This window comes from Paenibacillus sp. NPDC058071, from assembly GCF_042885235.1.
Taxonomy (GTDB): Bacteria; Bacillota; Bacilli; order Paenibacillales; family Paenibacillaceae; genus Pristimantibacillus.
Genome location: NZ_JBHVSK010000002.1, coordinates 415,464 through 431,108 on the forward strand (window position 1 = coordinate 415,464; position 15,645 = coordinate 431,108).

Genomic DNA, 15,645 nt, shown 5'->3' on the forward strand with positions numbered 1-15,645 from the left:
TCGCACGAGGTGCGAAATGAGCCGAATCGCTTTAAGGCGCTTTACCGCATTCCTTTTATTTATCGGCATTCTTATAGGCTTGCGATGGTTCTGGTCCACCCAGTTTTATACGCTGGACCCTCCGCAGCCTGTCCAGGACGGCGTACTTGATCTGCGTGGGTTCGACTTGAACAACTCCCCTTCACTTTTTCTTAATGGTGAATGGCAGTTTTATCCAGGAAAACTAGCAACGCTTGAAGATATTCGCAAAGATTCCGACCAACCAGTTCTCGTCCAAGTTCCCGGCAGTTGGACAGCCGCACAGCATCACGACGGGCATAACGCCTACGGTTACGGAACCTATCGCCTGCGCATTCTGGTCGATCCGCTGGAGGAGCCCGTCAGTTTCTGGGTTCAAAACATACAGGCATCGGCGGAGACGGAGCTCAACGGAAAGCTCGTCGCAGTCAACGGGCGGCCGGCCGACAAACGCGAGGACTACGAGCCTCGCAATATTTCCTATACGGCTTCCTATACCGTCCCGGGAACGACCGAACTAGAGCTGCTCATCCGCGTTGCCAATTACGATCAGCCGCTCAACGGGGGCATCATCCGCCCTATCCGTTTCGGAGCCCAATCCTCTGTCGACTTCGTGCGCTGGTACTCCATCGGCTTTCAGATGATCACATTCGTCATATTGCTGCTTCACGGCTTATATGCTTTCATTCTTTATCGTTTCAATCGCCGAGAACGCGGGCTGCTCATAATGGCCCTCCTGACGCTGCTTGTCGGGGTAGCCGTTCTGATCGGCCATGACAACGTCTTTCTATTATGGTTTCCGATTAATTACGAATGGGCGGCCAAAATTAGAATCATCGCGCTCCTTTGGCAAAACTTGCTCATACTTGTTCTATTCCGGAAGTTCGCGCAAGGAACCTCGCCAAATAAAGTGCTTCGCGCCTTTACGGCTGTGCTTTCGGTTCTATCCGTCATAATAGCTGCAGGACCGATTTCTTGGCTCCATCTTATGGTCGACCTGCGTATTTTTCTGATCGCCTATTCGTTCACGTTCGTGTGGCTCCTTTATACGGTTGGCACCATGATTTTCCGCCAACAGAGAGACAAAGACATTATCTTCCTGCTGCTGACCGCTGCAGGCATAATTTCGAATCTAGTATGGAGCGTCATCGAGTCGAAATATGACGTCACGACCATCTATTATCCGATCGATCTCACCATTACGATCATCGGCTTTTCGGCCTACTGGTTTAAAAAATATTTCCGCAACTCGCTGGAAAATGCCAAGCTCAACGAGCAGCTCCGCGAGACCGACAAGCTCAAGGACCAGTTTCTCGCCAATACGTCTCATGAGCTGCGGACGCCGCTGCATGGCATTATGAATATTGCTCAAACCGTTGTAGACAAGGAACGGGAAAAGCTGGACAAAGGCAGCGTCAGGGATATGGAGCTGCTCATCACCGTCAGCCGCCGTATGTCGTTCATGCTTGGCGATTTGCTCGACGTCGCCCGATTGAAAGAGCATCGTGTCGTCTTGCAGCAGGAACCGCTTCTTATTCAAGCGGTTGTGCCCGGCGTCATCGGCATGCTTGAATATATGACCCAAGGCAGGCCGATTCAACTTCACTCGGAAATTCCGGCTGCGCTGCCTCTCGTTCTAGCCGATGAAAAAAGGCTCGTGCAGGTCATCCATAACCTGCTGCACAATGCTCTGAAATTTACCGAGGAAGGCGACATTCGCATCTCTGCCGAAACGCGAAACGGTCGTGCCGTCATCCAAGTATCCGATACAGGCATCGGCATGGACGAAGAGACGCAAGCCCGCATTTTTCTTCCTTATGAGCAAGGCCTGCATGGACAAAACGACGGCAGAGGAATTGGGCTGGGACTCAGCATTTGCAAGCAACTGATCGAGCTGCATGGGGGAACGATTATGGTACAGTCCAAGCCCGGAAAAGGTTCGGTGTTCCAGTTCGACCTGCCGCTTGCGAGCGAGGCTAGTCCGGATGGAACGGCGCCACATCCGGTTTCTTTCCAGGAAGAAATCGCCGCTGGCTTTGAGGAGGGGGACAACAGCCTTTACCGTTTTGCGCCCGCTGGCAATATCGGAGCGTCGGATTCCGCTGCGATCGAGCTGCCGCCTTTGAGCGGCGGGCCAATCTTTATTTTAGCTGTAGACGACGATCCTGTTAACCTGAATGTACTAGCGGGAATCCTGTCTACGGAGTCGTTTCAAGTGACGATGGCTGGATCCGCCAGCGAAGCATTGGAGCTGCTGGACGTACGGGCCTGGGACCTGCTGATCGCCGACGTCATGATGCCGCAAATGTCGGGCTATGAGTTGACCCGAAAGGTACGGGAACGCTATTCTGTCTCCGATCTTCCGATTTTGCTCTTGACCGCCCGAAGCCAGCCCGCCGATGTGTATACGGGGTTTCTAGCAGGCGCCAACGATTACGTGACCAAACCCGTCGACGCGATAGAGCTGAAGTATCGCATTCGCGCCTTGATTATGCTTAAGCAATCTATTAATGAAAGTTTGCGCATGGAGGCCGCCTATCTGCAGGCCCAGATTCATCCTCATTTCTTATTTAATACATTAAACTCGCTGATTGCGCTTAGCGATTTCGATACGAATAAAATGCGTTCGCTTGGCGAAGCGTTCGTATCGTACTTGCGCATCAGCTTCAATTTCCTCAATACGGGCGAATTGGTCGACCTGTCGCATGAGCTTGAACTTGTCGAGTCGTATCTGTACATCGAGAAGGAACGCTTTGAGGAACGGCTGATCGTCGAGTGGGAGGTTGAGCCTGGAATCAGCTTACAGCTGCCTCCGCTCTCCATTCAGCCGCTCGTTGAAAATGCCGTCAAGCACGGCCTCTTCCGCCGCAGGACGGGAGGCAAGCTTCGCTTGCGGATTGCACGCAGGGATCATTATACGCTGGTTGAGGTGCAAGACAACGGCGTTGGCATGGATGAGGAAACGGCACAACTGCTGCTGACGCTTTCGCCAAAGGGAAGCCGCGGAGTCGGGCTGTCCAATACGAACCGCCGCTTAAATCAGTTGTATGGTCAAGGCTTGTCGATTGTCAGCAAGCCAAACGAAGGAACGACCGTTTCGTTCCGCATACCGGATCAACGTTAACATACAAAAGACCGGAGCGTCTAACGGCACTCCGGTCTTTTGTTTCTTTATTAATCAACGGATACAATATGCGTTTCGCCCAGACCGACTGTGATTTCAGCCGTCCGATATCCGCGGCCTAGTCCGTCCTGCTCCCAACCGGCTTCGATAGAGGCGCCGTTATGCTTCAAGCTGCCTGCAGCTTCTGCCGGGAACTTCACTTTCCACACGATCGTCTCTCCGCTCATGAGCGTCAGCGCTGTAGAACGATGATCCTCATGCTTGACGCCGATCGTCCTGCCGATAACCGGCAGACCGGTCAGCTCGGCTTGACCGACGCCGCCGGCCAAACCGGAAGCTGTAGCAATGCCCGATACTCCGTCGGCAGAAATGCCCATCAATCCGGAGACGATGGCTCCGATGGCCGAGTAGGATACTTCCGGGTATTCGCGCCGCTCAAGCTCTGGCTCCATCAAAGCTTTCAGGCTGATGAGCGCCTGCTCGTCATAACCAGCGCGATAATACATCTCCGGCAAATAAGACATGCCCTCGACGTTGGAGACGCCCTTCGCGATTGCCTCGATCAAAGCGCTTTCCCGCTTTGCCGAGTCTGTAATCGCTTCGTAGTACAGCGGAAGGAACTGCCCTTCCCCTGCTTCCGAATTCAGGAACTGTCCGTCATGTCCAAGCGCCACGTAGAAGCTGTTGTTCGCTTCATCCCACCAGCGCTCATTGAGCAGTTTTTGCAGATCATCCGCTTTTGCGGCATATGCCGCATGCTCGTCCTCCTTGCCTTCCAGTCTCATCATTTCCGCATAAGCTTTGTAGCCCGCGATCATGATCGCGATCAGATCGGCACCGATCCGGGGAAATTCGCCTACCTCGTTGTAAGAGGCCAGTCCGCGCCGACCGTATTCCGGATAGTATTCCGGGATGCCGTCGCCGTCTTTGTCCCAACGTTCCACATAAGCGGTAACGGACAGATCATAAAAGCGGCGCATCGCCGGATGCTCCAGATAGAAGCGGTCACCCGTCCACAAATATTGCCGCCAGCACGCTTCGATAACGTCGAAGTTGGCCGGCAGATTGTACCAGAAATCTTCGTCGCTCTCGTAGTCAACCGGGGCCGGCTGGTCGTCCTTGTCGATTTCCCAGTAAGTGCAGTAATCTTTGCTCTCGCTAATGTTTTCCGCAAACTTCTGCATCATGTTGCGCGTGTGCGCCTGCAATCCAAGCGCTGCTGCGCCCAGGCTTTGATGCGAGATGTCGCGCATACAGAAAGCTTCGCGACTCGGAAGAGCCGCCTCATACCACAGGCCGACGGCATCTTCGCCGTCATGCGCATAGAACAGCGCCTGCTCTTTCGCCCAGGCGAAGCCCGCATTCAAAAATTCGTCGTTGGATTGAAACGAAATAGCGGATCGTTCTGTCTTCATAATTCACTACCCTTTCACGGAGCCGATCGTCAGGCCGCCGATAAAGTACTTTTGCAAAAACGGATATACGAGCAAGATTGGAACCGTCACGACAATTGTCGTTGCCGCCCGCAAAGTAAGTGGAGACAGGCTGTTGAATTTTTGATACAAAAGCTGCTGGTCCATAATTTGCTGCGACGCTTCCACCTCAAGCAGCAACCGGCGCAAATAAACTTGCAGCGTATCGTAATTCCCGCTGGAGTTGTAAAGTACTACGTCGAACCAAGCATTCCAATGGCTGACCGCCGAGTAAATGAAGATAGCGGCGAATACCGGTATCGCCATCGGGATGACGAGTCGCATATAGATTTTCATTTCGCTCGCCCCGTCGATCCGGGCCGATTCGAACAGCGCCTCCGGCAGCTCCTGAATGTAAGAAGACATCAGCAGCATATAGTACGCGCTTATAAGAGACGGTATCCAATACACATGGAACGAGTCAATCAGTTTCAGATTAACCATCAGCAGGTAGATCGGAATCAGACCGCCGTTGAAATACATCGTGACAAGAAATAGAATGCGCATAAACTTCCGTCCGGAAAAAAGTCGAATGCTGACTACATACGCAAGCAGTCCGGTAACGAATAAGGCAGTCGATGTGCCGACGATAACCCGCAGCACCGACCAGCCGAAGCCCTCCAGCATTTGGCTGTTTTGCATCAGCAATTTATACGCGTCAAGCGAGAACTCTCTCGGAAAAATATAGATGCCGCCTCTTGCCGCATCGGCGCCGTCATTAAGTGACAGCGCCAGCAGGTTCAAGAAGGGATAAATCATAACGGCGCCAAACAGCAGCAAGACTACGCCGTTCGCAATGTCGAATAGCCGCTGGGGGATGGTCGAACGTACGTTCATCCTTGTTGCTCCTCTCTAGAATATCGCGGTTTGCATATAACGTTTGGACAGCTTATTGGCAATAATAACTAGCGTTACGCCGATTAAGCTCTTCATCAAGCCGACAGCCGTACCGTATGAGTAGTTGCCGAGCTGTACGCCGAAACGATAGACATACGTATCGATAACCTCATGGTAATCGCGGGTCGTCGGGCTGCCGAGCAGCAATTGCTGTTCGAAGCCGGCGTTCAGAATGCCGCCTAAAGCGAGAATAAACAGCAGAACAATGGTCGAGCGAATATTAGGCAGCGTGATGTGCCAAGCAGCGCCGAATCGGCCCAATCCGTCTACCGTGCCCGCTTCATATTGTTCGCGGTCGATGCCCGCGATGGCGGACATGTAAATAATCGAGCTGAAGCCGATTTCCTTCCAAAGGTTCGCTGACGTCAGAACAGTCCAAAAGTATTTGCCCTCCCCGAGAATGACAATCGGTTTGTCGATAAACCCTAAGCGAAGCAGCAGATCATTAACGATACCGTCGTTGCCAAGCAGCGTAAAGGCGATGCTGGCAACCACAACCCAGGAAATAAAATAAGGAATGTAAGACAGCGTCTGAACCGTCTTCTTGAAAAACGTGTTTTTCACTTCGTTCAGCAGCAGCGCCAGTATGATAGGAGCAGGAAAGCCGATCAATAGATTCAGCATGCTGATGACAATGGTATTACGCATAATGAGCAGGAAATCCGGCTCTTGGAAAAACCGGATGAAGTTATCTAGACCCACCCAATTCCCGAACATGGAATCTCCGGGACTGTAGTTTTGAAAGGCGATGATCAAACCGTACATCGGGAAATACGCGAATACGAGCACCCAAAGTATGATCGGCAGACAGATCAGCCATAGTTGTCTCTCTCTATTAAATGTTTTAAGCAGGTTCATAGTACGGTTTCTCTCCTCCCGTAACTCGTTACTTCAGTTTGGCGAGATTATTCTTATACGACTCTGTACGGAATGCCTCAATATCAGCAAGTCCGAGTTTGTTCGCTTTATCGCGCAGTTCTTCAAAGTTTTTAATCGCTTCCGCTTCCGATTTGGACATAACGACTTTCGGGAAGCCCGATTTGATCAAGTCTTCGATTTGCTGATTTTTAATCGTCAACGGATTTTCAGGCGAGAACACAATACGACGCTCTGTGTTGTCATAGATCGTATCAGCTACATTTTCGTTCATCATCTTTTTCCACTTGTCTTCATTGTTAAAGTTCTGGTCGTACCAAGCCGTGCTCTTATTGTCGTCGCTCATCAGGCCTTGCGGATAAGCCAGCCAGAAGATGTTGCTGCCGTTGGCGGTTTCCGTGCGCTCATAATCGAGATCGCCGGCGAGAAGCGCTGCTTTTTGCGTTTCGTTGAACGACCACGTTCCGTCGGTATTGTAATTCCAGTAGGAATCTTCAATGTTCGGGATGCCCCAGCCCATCAAGCGAGTGCCGAGCGGCGTCATCGTAAAGTCGAGGAACTTGATAATGTCTTCCGGCGATTCCGCCTTATCCGTCAATACCGTGTAGTTCCAGCCGTGCGTATTTTTCGCGGACAAGTATGCTTGCTCCGCTTCCGGCGCTTTAAACGCGATTTGTACATAACGCTTGTCTTCCGTGTAGTTTGGATCGGTTGTACGCCAAACCTCATGACCAGCGTTCAAGGATTGCCACCATGGGCCGATGTGGCCGGCAATTCTTTCGTTGGAGAACTTGATTTTCCAATCATCAAATTTGTTGATGAAAGCGTCCGGGTCCATCAGGCCTTCCAGGAAAAACTTGTTGTAGTAAAGTACGCCTTGCTTGCCCTCTTCTGTGTTCAGCCAGTGAGTCAGGTTCTTGTTGGCGTCTTCCTTAAACCCATCCTTCAATCCCCAGAAGCCAAGAGCGCTGTTCACTCTAACGTCGGCGTTCCAGGAGAGCGCATACGTTTTTTCGCCCTTCTCGTTCGTCGGATGCTTCGCAACCATTTGCTTCATGACGTTGTAGTAATCATCCGGAGTCTCGATCTTCGGCGCTCCAAGCTCCTGATACCAATCCCAACGGATATGAGCCGTAAAGTCCGGAATCGGCAGTAAGCCCCAGCCGCGCGGAAGGCCCCATAGCTTGCCGTCCTCGTCCAAATAAGATTCGTAGCGAGCGCCGAGCGCTTTCTTAATGTTCGGACCGTATTGATCAATCAGCGGCGCCAGATCGATAATTTTCTTCTGCGCTTTCCATTGCGACATTTGCGAATCGTCCAGTCCCGCAATTACGCCTGGGTAGTCGCTCGATACGAGCATCAAATTGAGCTTTTCTCTCGGATCAACGTCCAGCGTGGAGCGTTTCACATCGACATTAAAGTTTTCCAGCAAGTAGTCGTGAAAAGCTGCTTGTTTTTTGTCGATTTTATTCGGGTTGCCTTGTTCGGCTTGATAGAAATGGATTTTGGTCGGTTTGACAGGCGGCTGCCAACCGAATTCATTGGCTTCTTTCTGTACCGGCGTCTCACCCGAATTGCCGGCATTGGTTCCTTCGTCCTTGCCGCAAGCCGACAATACGAGCGTAGCGCTAAGAACGAACGTCATCAGTAAAGCCGTTTTCCGTTTCATTATGGAATCCCCCTAGTGTACTATGATGTACTTGCAAAATTGATTGTAGTCTAGCGGGAAGCTGGCGAGAATGGCTTTTTCGTCACCCGCATGTCGTTTTCATCTTTCATGTTAGCGGTTTCATTTTTGTTGCATATTTTTACGGTATTCCGTTGGGGTTAGTCCGATTTGACGCTTGAACCGCTTCGTGAAATGCGGATAATCGGGATAGCCGCAGCGTTGTCCCACCTCGTACGTCTTCAATTCGCTATGCTCCAGCAGCTCCTTTGCATGCTCCATTCGGACATGCGTTAAATAGGCAATATAGGACATGCCGGTCTCTTCCATAAGCATGTGGTAAAAATGGGTTGGCGATATGCCAAGCGGAGACAACACCTTCTCTAGGCTCAGCTCGCTGTCCGAGAAGTGCTCTTGAATGTAATCGATCGCCTGCTGAATGACACTGCGCTTGCCCCAGTTGCGTTTCTCCAGAATGTCCTTCAAGGTGTCCTCCAGCCATGAAGCGAATGAAGCCGCGGCCTCCTCAAAGCTTTTGGAATCGTAAGGGTAGGACCACGCTGCCGTATCGTGCTGCGGCTTTAATTTACTGCCGATTAAGGAGGCGGCGTCGCGAAGCAGCGATACCCTTTCCTCGTCTGACAGCTCCGATTCTTCAAGCAGATGACGAAGCGACTCCGCCTCCTTGCCGAGCCCGGCTTCATTCGCAATCCACAGCTCGCTACCAATCCGCTCGGCTGCGGCGCTTACCGGCGCGATTAGTCGGTTTTTCGTCTCCACGCGATGATTCGATTTCACGAATCGTTCGTACCTCTGCTCGACAACCTGGGTAACCTGCTCCTGCCGCATCGGTTTCAAAATATAGTCGGCGACGCCATACCGCAGCGCCTGCTGCGCGTATTCAAATTCGCCATACCCGGACAAAATAACAATGTCTACACGGCTGCCGCTGCTGCGCAGCTGGTGAATGAGCTCCAAGCCGTCCATAACAGGCATGCTTATATCGGTTATAATCAAGTGCGGCTGCTCTTTCTCTGCAAGCCGCAGCGCTTCCGCTCCATCCGATGCTTCTCCCACAATCAAGTAACTCGAATTGGCTGAAGTCAATATTTTAACGAGGCTTTTTTTACTCATCGCCTCGTCGTCAACCAGCAATATTTTATACATCATCGTTTTCCCCGCCCCCGCTTTCTTTCGGTTTCTGCTCCAATGGCAGCAAGATGTCAATGCAGGTCCCGTCTTCACCCGACGTAGCAATGAACAGTCCATACGGCTCGCCGAACTGCATGCGGATTCTCGTATGCACATTAATAAGACCGATCGATCGTTCATCCTTCGGCCACTTGTGCTCCAGCAATTGATCGATAGGCAAATCAAACAGATCGTTGTAGCGCTGCTGCACGTCGGCCGGCATCCCCTTGCCTCCGTCCTCCACCGACAACAGACAGCCTGCGCTTACTTCCATTTCGGAGATGCGAATATAGTTCGGGGCCATTTTATGCTTTTGGAACCCATGCTTGAAGCTATTCTCGACGATTGGCTGCAGCATCGAGCGGACGGACAGCACGCCTCTGGCCCATCTCTCCCGAATGCCAATGGAGTAATCAAGCGATTCGAACCGTTCCGATTGAATGGCCAAATAGGCTTCGATATGATGAGTTTCATCCCACAACGTCACAATGTCGTTCGGATTTTGCACGTTATACCGAAACATATCGCCAAGCGATACGATCATGCGGCTAATCTTGTCGTTGCCCTCCACGATCGCGCTCGAATTAATAAACTCCAGCGTATTGTATAGAAAATGTGGATTAATTTGCGCCTGCATCGCATGCAGCACTGCTTCCTTCTGCTTCACTTCCAGCTGCTTCTCGCGCAATTCCGAGACATGCACGATTTCAACCAGCCGATTCAGCTCTTCCACCATGTTATTAAAGCCGCGATATAGACTGCCGATCTCATCATTTTTGTTCTCCGGCGCGCGAACGGTCAGCTCGCCCAGCTCCGCCCGCTTCATTAGCCTGAGCAGCTTCAATACCGAATTGCTGAGCGAGTACATAATGGCGCTGGCTATCAGCATAATGACGAAAAAGAATAAGAGCAGCAAAACCGTCGAGATGCCGTTCATTTTCAACAGCGACTGGTTTAGCTCCGAAAACAGCACCTCCGAAAACAAGGTCAGTCCCGTGCCGTTAGAGCGAAAAAAAACGACCAACTTGTCGCCTTCGCCGGAAGGGACGGTGAACGTGCCTCTTCGCTGCTCGCCCATCGCTGCGCGGTACTGCTCCGGTATACGCGTCTCGGCCCCGTAACCGTTGGGGTGGTACGCCGTCTTTTGTTCGGCGTCGGCGATCCAGATGAAGCCGGTTTTGCCGATGCGAACATTTTGCGTAATGCTGATTATGCTGGTCAGCTTCAAATCGACGATCAGCATGCCGTTATCCGCGTCCCCGCCATTTAAGCCGCTGAATTTGAAGGCCATGGACAGAAACGTCCGATCCTCCGCCTCCTGCTCCAAGCCCATGATGACGAATTTGCCGTTCTCTTTGATCTTCTCGTTATATAAAGCGAAGCGTCTTTCCGCCGACAAATAACTGTACGTTGACACCGCTGTTCCTTTCGCATTGACGATAGACAAGCCTAGAATATCTTCGCGATTCGTTAATAGCGGCTTTAGCAGCTTCTTTTCCACCTGATCTGATAACCGGTACCGTTCGTAGGAGTCGGTCATCGAGCCGGTTAAAAACTCCAGCGTCAATTCGTTCACCAGCACCGGATACAGCAGACGTTGCACTTCTTTGAAATACGTATCCAGATGATCGTTCACCTGATTAACGAGCTGATAACTGGAGTCGATGGCATTTTCCTTAATCGCTTTGGACGACTTGTCATACCAAAACTGCCCTAATAAAGGTAAAGGAATGAATGCTGCCATCATCAGCAAAATAATTTTTTTTCGCAGCGATGCCCTTTTTCTTGACGCCCATCTGAACGAAGCCACGTCTTTTCTCCCCCCGTCTGTCTGTGCGAAAAACCGCTTTCATTTCGGTTGTGCTTTCATTATAAAGAATTACAAGAGCAGCGAAATGAATTTGGCGCAGCAAGACGTCAATTCGATAATGATATTGACATATTTTCGATGAAATAGACATGGCAGGTACTGGATAAGCGATTACCGGGCTCCAAACCGAAATCAGTGCTTGACTTGAAGTGAGGGGAAGCGCTGCTGGTCAGAGGGTTCTTCCGATCACTATTAAAGCCTGATTCCACATCCCAACCTCGCTTTCCCACTATTCGGTAAAACAAACAATAAAATTACACACAATAATCGTAGTAACGCATCTTTAGTAGAAATTGGAACTGCCTTATGCTTAAGCTACGTCTGATTACAAAACTGCATGAGTGGAGTCATGTTTCTGCATGATGGGTATAAACCAATATTTCACAAATATTGGTTTTGTTGCTTTTCGGATTTCAGACGTGTTTTTTGGAAACGATTACATTCTTGTCCCAAGGGGGTGTTTGCTAAAAAAACGAAATGTCGCTTCTCCTCAACATGCAAGCGCATTGACCATGTATGAACAATTACAAGGAGGATGGTTATGTTTTCCATGAGTCATTCAAAAAGAAACCCTTACCTGATTGGGCTTCTCGCTTTTGCTCTGTTTCTGTCACAGCTCTCATTCTTCCCTATCCACTCGCAAGCGGCGGGAGGAGCGAACCTTGCCAGCGGAAAAACGGCTACGGCCAGCGGTCATGCTGACGTATACACTCCAGGCAATGTCAATGACGGCAATCAAGGAACGTACTGGGAAAGTCCGAACAACGCCTTCCCGCAATGGCTTCAAATCGATCTTGGCGCAAGCGCCAGCATTGATCAGATCGTGCTGAAAATTCCTTCGGGCTGGGGCTCGCGTACGCAAACCTTTGCGGTTCAAGGAAGCGCGAACGGCTCGACATTCTCAGATATCGTGGGCTCGGCCGGGTACACGTTCAATCCGGCGAACAACAGCAATGCGATAACGATTAATTTCACCGCAACCGACACTCGTTATGTTCGCCTTTCCTTCTCGGCCAACACTGGCTGGCCAGCCGGACAAATTTCCGAGTTTGAAATTTACGGCGCTGGCGGCACGGCTACACCTACGCCAACGGCTTCGCCTACTTCTTCCCCTGAAGGCACGTACCAAGCCGAAAGTGCGGCTCTGGCCGGCGGTGCTAAAGTCAATACAGACCACACCGGCTACTCCGGAACGGGCTTTGTCGACGGCTACTGGAATCAAGGCGCCACTACAACGTTTACGGTCAGCGCAGCTTCGGCCGGCAACTATGACGTTGCGTTGAAATACGGTAATGCCAACGGCAACTCGCGTACATTGAGCGTCTATGTAAACGGCACGAAAATTCGCCAAACGACGCTGAGCAGCTTGGCCAATTGGGATGCTTGGGGCACCAAAACCGAGACGCTGGCATTGAATGCCGGCAGCAATACGATTGCGTATAAATTCGACGCTGGCGATACCGCCAATGTTAATCTGGATCAAATTACGGTGACGTACAACCCGACATCGACGCCTACACCTACACCTACACCTACACCTACACCTACACCGACACCGACACCTACTCCTACTCCTACTCCTACTCCTACTCCTACACCAACACCTACTCCAACACCAACACCAACACCGACACCAACACCGACACCAACACCAACACCTACACCTACACCAACGCCTACGACTCCTACGGGAAGCAACCTGGCAATAGGCAAATCGATTACCGCATCCTCCTCTACGTTCACCTATGTAGCAGACAACGCCAATGACGGCAACACGGCTACATACTGGGAAGGCGGAGGAAATCCGAGCCAATTGACCGTCGATCTGGGAGCCGATCATTCGCTTACCTCGATTGTCGTCAAACTGAACCCTGCAAGCTCATGGGGTGCCCGTACGCAAACCATTCAAGTGCTTGGCAATACGCAAAGCAATTCGGCCTTTAACAATCTCGTATCCGCTCAATCGTATTCGTTCAATCCGGCAACCGGCAATTCGGTAACCATTCCAGTGACGGCGACAGCCAAGCAAGTCAGATTGAACATTACAACCAATTCCGGCGCGTCTGCAGGTCAAGTCGCCGAGTTTGAAATTTACGGCGCACCTGCGCCTAATCCGGACTTGACGATTAGCGGCTTGTCCTGGACGCCGGCATCACCAGTCGAGACGGACGCCGTTACGCTGAATGCCACGGTTAAAAACATCGGCAGCCTCGGCTCCGGCGCGACTACCGTTAACTTCTACATTGGCAATCAACTTGCCGGGTCCGCTCCGGTTGGCGCTCTCGCCGCTGGCGCACAGGCGACGGTATCCTTTAACGCAGGCGCGAAAAACGCGGGCACCTACTCGCTTAGCGCCAAAGTTGACGAAGGCAACCTCATTATCGAGCAAAACAAGGGCAACAACAGCTATACAAATCCAACTTCGTTAATTGTTGCTCCTGTACAAAGCTCCGATTTGATTACTACGGCTACTTGGAATCCGAGCAATCCGAGCGCAGGCAACACGGTTACCTTCACAGTCAACCTTAAAAACCAAGGCAACATCGCTTCGGCAGGCGGCGCCCATCCGGTTACGCTCGTCTTGAAAAATGCCGCTGGCGCTACGATTCAAACGCTTTCCGGCTCCTATACCGGTTCGATCGCTGCAGGCGCGTCCGTGAACATCAGCTTGGGCACTTGGACCGCAGTCAACGGCAGCTACTCGGTAACGACAACAGTTGCGAACGACGGAAACGAAGTACCGATCAAGCAAAGCAATAATACGAGCACAACAAGCTTGTACTCCGGCCGCGGCGCTAATATGCCGTTTACGATCATCGAGGCTGAAGCGGCTTCCAATACAACGAACGGAACAAAGCTGGCACCAAACTTCAAGCCTGGCGATTATGCGGGTGAAGCATCCGGCCGCTCTGCTGTTCATCTGGATGCAACGGGCGAGTATGTTGAATTCACGTTGTCTTCTCCGGCCAACGCTTTCGTGCTCCGCAACGCTGTAGCCGAGAATACGTCGGGCACGATCAGCATCTATGCGGACGGCGTAGCGAAAGGCAAGTTCAACGTTACTTCCAAATTCTCTTACGTCTATGCAACACCTAGCACGCTTGGACGTCTTGGCTACGACAACCAGCCTGGCGCGGGATTGACCGCTTACTGGCTGTACGAAGATTCGCAGCTGCTGTTAGATCAAGTGTATCCAGCCGGTACGAAGATTAAAATCCAGAAAGATGCGGGCGACGTGCCTTGGATTTATGTCGATATGATCGAGACGGAAAATGTCGCACCAGCGGCATCCAACCCGGACCCTAGCAAATACGTCGAAGTGTCCGCAACCAAATCGATCGAGCAGGCGCTGTCGGAGTTCCGTCAAGATTCTTCGAAGAAAGGGATTTTCATTCCAAAAGGCGAATGGGCAATCAACAATAAAATCTTCCTGTACGGCCGCGCGACCGAGATTATCGGTGCTGGTCCATGGCATACGAAGCTGGTAGCACCGCAAAACCAAAGCAATACCGACGTCGGCTTCAACATCAGCTCGGCGGCCAACGGTACGGTAATTAAAGACCTGTCGGCATGGGGCAACTACATCTACCGGGTAGACGGACCGGGCAAATTCATTGACGGCAACGGCATGCAGAATGTAACGATACAAAACACATGGGTCGAACACTTCGTCTGCTTGTACTGGGGCGTAAACTCTTCCTACAACACGTTTAAAGACAATCGGATCAAAAACACGTTTGCGGACGGCATCAACATGACTAACGGCTCGTCCTACAACGTCATCGACAATAACTACTCCAGAGGAGCGGGTGACGACGCCTTCGCGTTGTTCAGCGCCATTGACTCTGGCGGCTCCTACAATGTCGGCAACAAATATACGAACCTGACAGCAACTAACGTTAGACGCGCCGCCGCCTTTGCCGTATACGGCGGATCGGATAACCTCTATCAGAACCTGTACGGAGCAGACACACTGACTTATCCGGGCATTACGATCAGCAGCTTGAGCTTCGGCTACAACACGCTCGGCTTCGGCGACAAAGATACGGTCATCGACGGCGTTACGCTCGATCGAACGGGCGGCGACTTCTGGACCAGCGTTGGAGCTGATGATAAAATCAACGATTATCAAAACTTCGGCGCGATCTGGTTCTTCGGCGGCGACAGAACGTTCAAGAACATTTTGGTGAAAAACGTCGACATCAACAATCCGGTATACTTCGGCCTGATGTTCCAGACGAAGTCTCCGGAGAATCTGGCGATGCAAAATGTTCGCGTGGAAAATGTCAACATCAACAACCCGACCCGCTACGGCATTAAACTCGTCGCTCGTGCCGAGCAGGGCCAAGGTCCGGTTCTCGGCAGCGCGAGCTTCACAAACGTGAAGGTCAACAACCCTGGTGTCGCAGCCATTTACGGTGAAAGCAGCAGCCCGAACTTCACGGTGAACCGCGTATCGGGCAACAACTGGTAATCCCTCGTCTCACCAAAAAGAGCTTGCCGGATGGCAAGCTCTTTTTGCTATTTCAAA

At 51.5% G+C, this 15,645-nt stretch carries 8 protein-coding genes; 2 read left to right on the plus strand and 6 right to left on the minus strand.

The window, feature by feature from the left end; translation table 11 throughout:
- The first annotated feature begins 16 nt into the window (after positions 1 to 16).
- Positions 17 to 3,142, plus strand: coding sequence for a hybrid sensor histidine kinase/response regulator (locus ACFVTB_RS04675; protein ID WP_387745886.1), 3,126 nt, complete (start codon positions 17 to 19; stop codon positions 3,140 to 3,142).
- Between the two features lie 50 nt (positions 3,143 to 3,192).
- Here ACFVTB_RS04675 and ACFVTB_RS04680 read toward each other — a convergent pair whose 3' ends face one another.
- The 6 genes from ACFVTB_RS04680 to ACFVTB_RS04705 all read right to left on the minus strand — a co-directional run bounded on the left by ACFVTB_RS04680 (position 3,193) and on the right by ACFVTB_RS04705 (position 11,054).
- On the minus strand, positions 3,193 to 4,557 hold the full coding sequence (locus ACFVTB_RS04680) for an MGH1-like glycoside hydrolase domain-containing protein (protein ID WP_387745888.1): 1,365 nt from the start codon (positions 4,555 to 4,557) through the stop codon (positions 3,193 to 3,195).
- A gap of 6 nt (positions 4,558 to 4,563) precedes the next feature.
- Entirely contained in the window at positions 4,564 to 5,451 is an 888-nt protein-coding gene (locus tag ACFVTB_RS04685) for a carbohydrate ABC transporter permease (RefSeq protein ID WP_387745890.1), read from the minus strand.
- A gap of 15 nt (positions 5,452 to 5,466) precedes the next feature.
- Positions 5,467 to 6,369: an ABC transporter permease gene (locus ACFVTB_RS04690; RefSeq protein ID WP_387745892.1), complete on the minus strand. Its 903-nt coding sequence runs from the start codon at positions 6,367 to 6,369 to the stop codon at positions 5,467 to 5,469.
- Between the two features lie 28 nt (positions 6,370 to 6,397).
- Positions 6,398 to 8,056, minus strand: a complete 1,659-nt coding sequence (locus tag ACFVTB_RS04695; protein ID WP_387745893.1) for a type 2 periplasmic-binding domain-containing protein — start codon at positions 8,054 to 8,056, stop codon at positions 6,398 to 6,400.
- A gap of 120 nt (positions 8,057 to 8,176) precedes the next feature.
- Entirely contained in the window at positions 8,177 to 9,223 is a 1,047-nt protein-coding gene (locus tag ACFVTB_RS04700) for a response regulator (RefSeq protein WP_387745895.1), read from the minus strand.
- Positions 9,213 to 11,054: a cache domain-containing sensor histidine kinase gene (locus ACFVTB_RS04705; protein ID WP_387745897.1), complete on the minus strand. Its 1,842-nt coding sequence runs from the start codon at positions 11,052 to 11,054 to the stop codon at positions 9,213 to 9,215. The genes ACFVTB_RS04700 and ACFVTB_RS04705 overlap by 11 nt, the downstream gene beginning before the upstream one ends.
- Before the next feature lie 610 nt (positions 11,055 to 11,664).
- Here ACFVTB_RS04705 and ACFVTB_RS04710 point away from each other — a divergent pair.
- Entirely contained in the window at positions 11,665 to 15,588 is a 3,924-nt protein-coding gene (locus ACFVTB_RS04710; RefSeq protein ID WP_387745898.1) for a discoidin domain-containing protein, read from the plus strand.
- Positions 15,589 to 15,645 lie beyond the last annotated feature (57 nt).

Bases quoted from the DNA above. Each gene is read 5' to 3' on its own strand.
- ACFVTB_RS04675 (WP_387745886.1), top strand. From the start codon at position 17: ATGAGCCGAATCGCTTTAAGGCGCTTTACCGCATTCCTTTTATTTATC.
- ACFVTB_RS04695 (WP_387745893.1), bottom strand. From the start codon at position 8,056: ATGAAACGGAAAACGGCTTTACTGATGACGTTCGTTCTTAGCGCTACG.
- ACFVTB_RS04690 (WP_387745892.1), bottom strand. From the start codon at position 6,369: ATGAACCTGCTTAAAACATTTAATAGAGAGAGACAACTATGGCTGATC.
- ACFVTB_RS04700 (WP_387745895.1), bottom strand. From the start codon at position 9,223: ATGATGTATAAAATATTGCTGGTTGACGACGAGGCGATGAGTAAAAAA.
- ACFVTB_RS04710 (WP_387745898.1), top strand. From the start codon at position 11,665: ATGAGTCATTCAAAAAGAAACCCTTACCTGATTGGGCTTCTCGCTTTT.
- ACFVTB_RS04680 (WP_387745888.1), bottom strand. From the start codon at position 4,557: ATGAAGACAGAACGATCCGCTATTTCGTTTCAATCCAACGACGAATTT.
- ACFVTB_RS04685 (WP_387745890.1), bottom strand. From the start codon at position 5,451: ATGAACGTACGTTCGACCATCCCCCAGCGGCTATTCGACATTGCGAAC.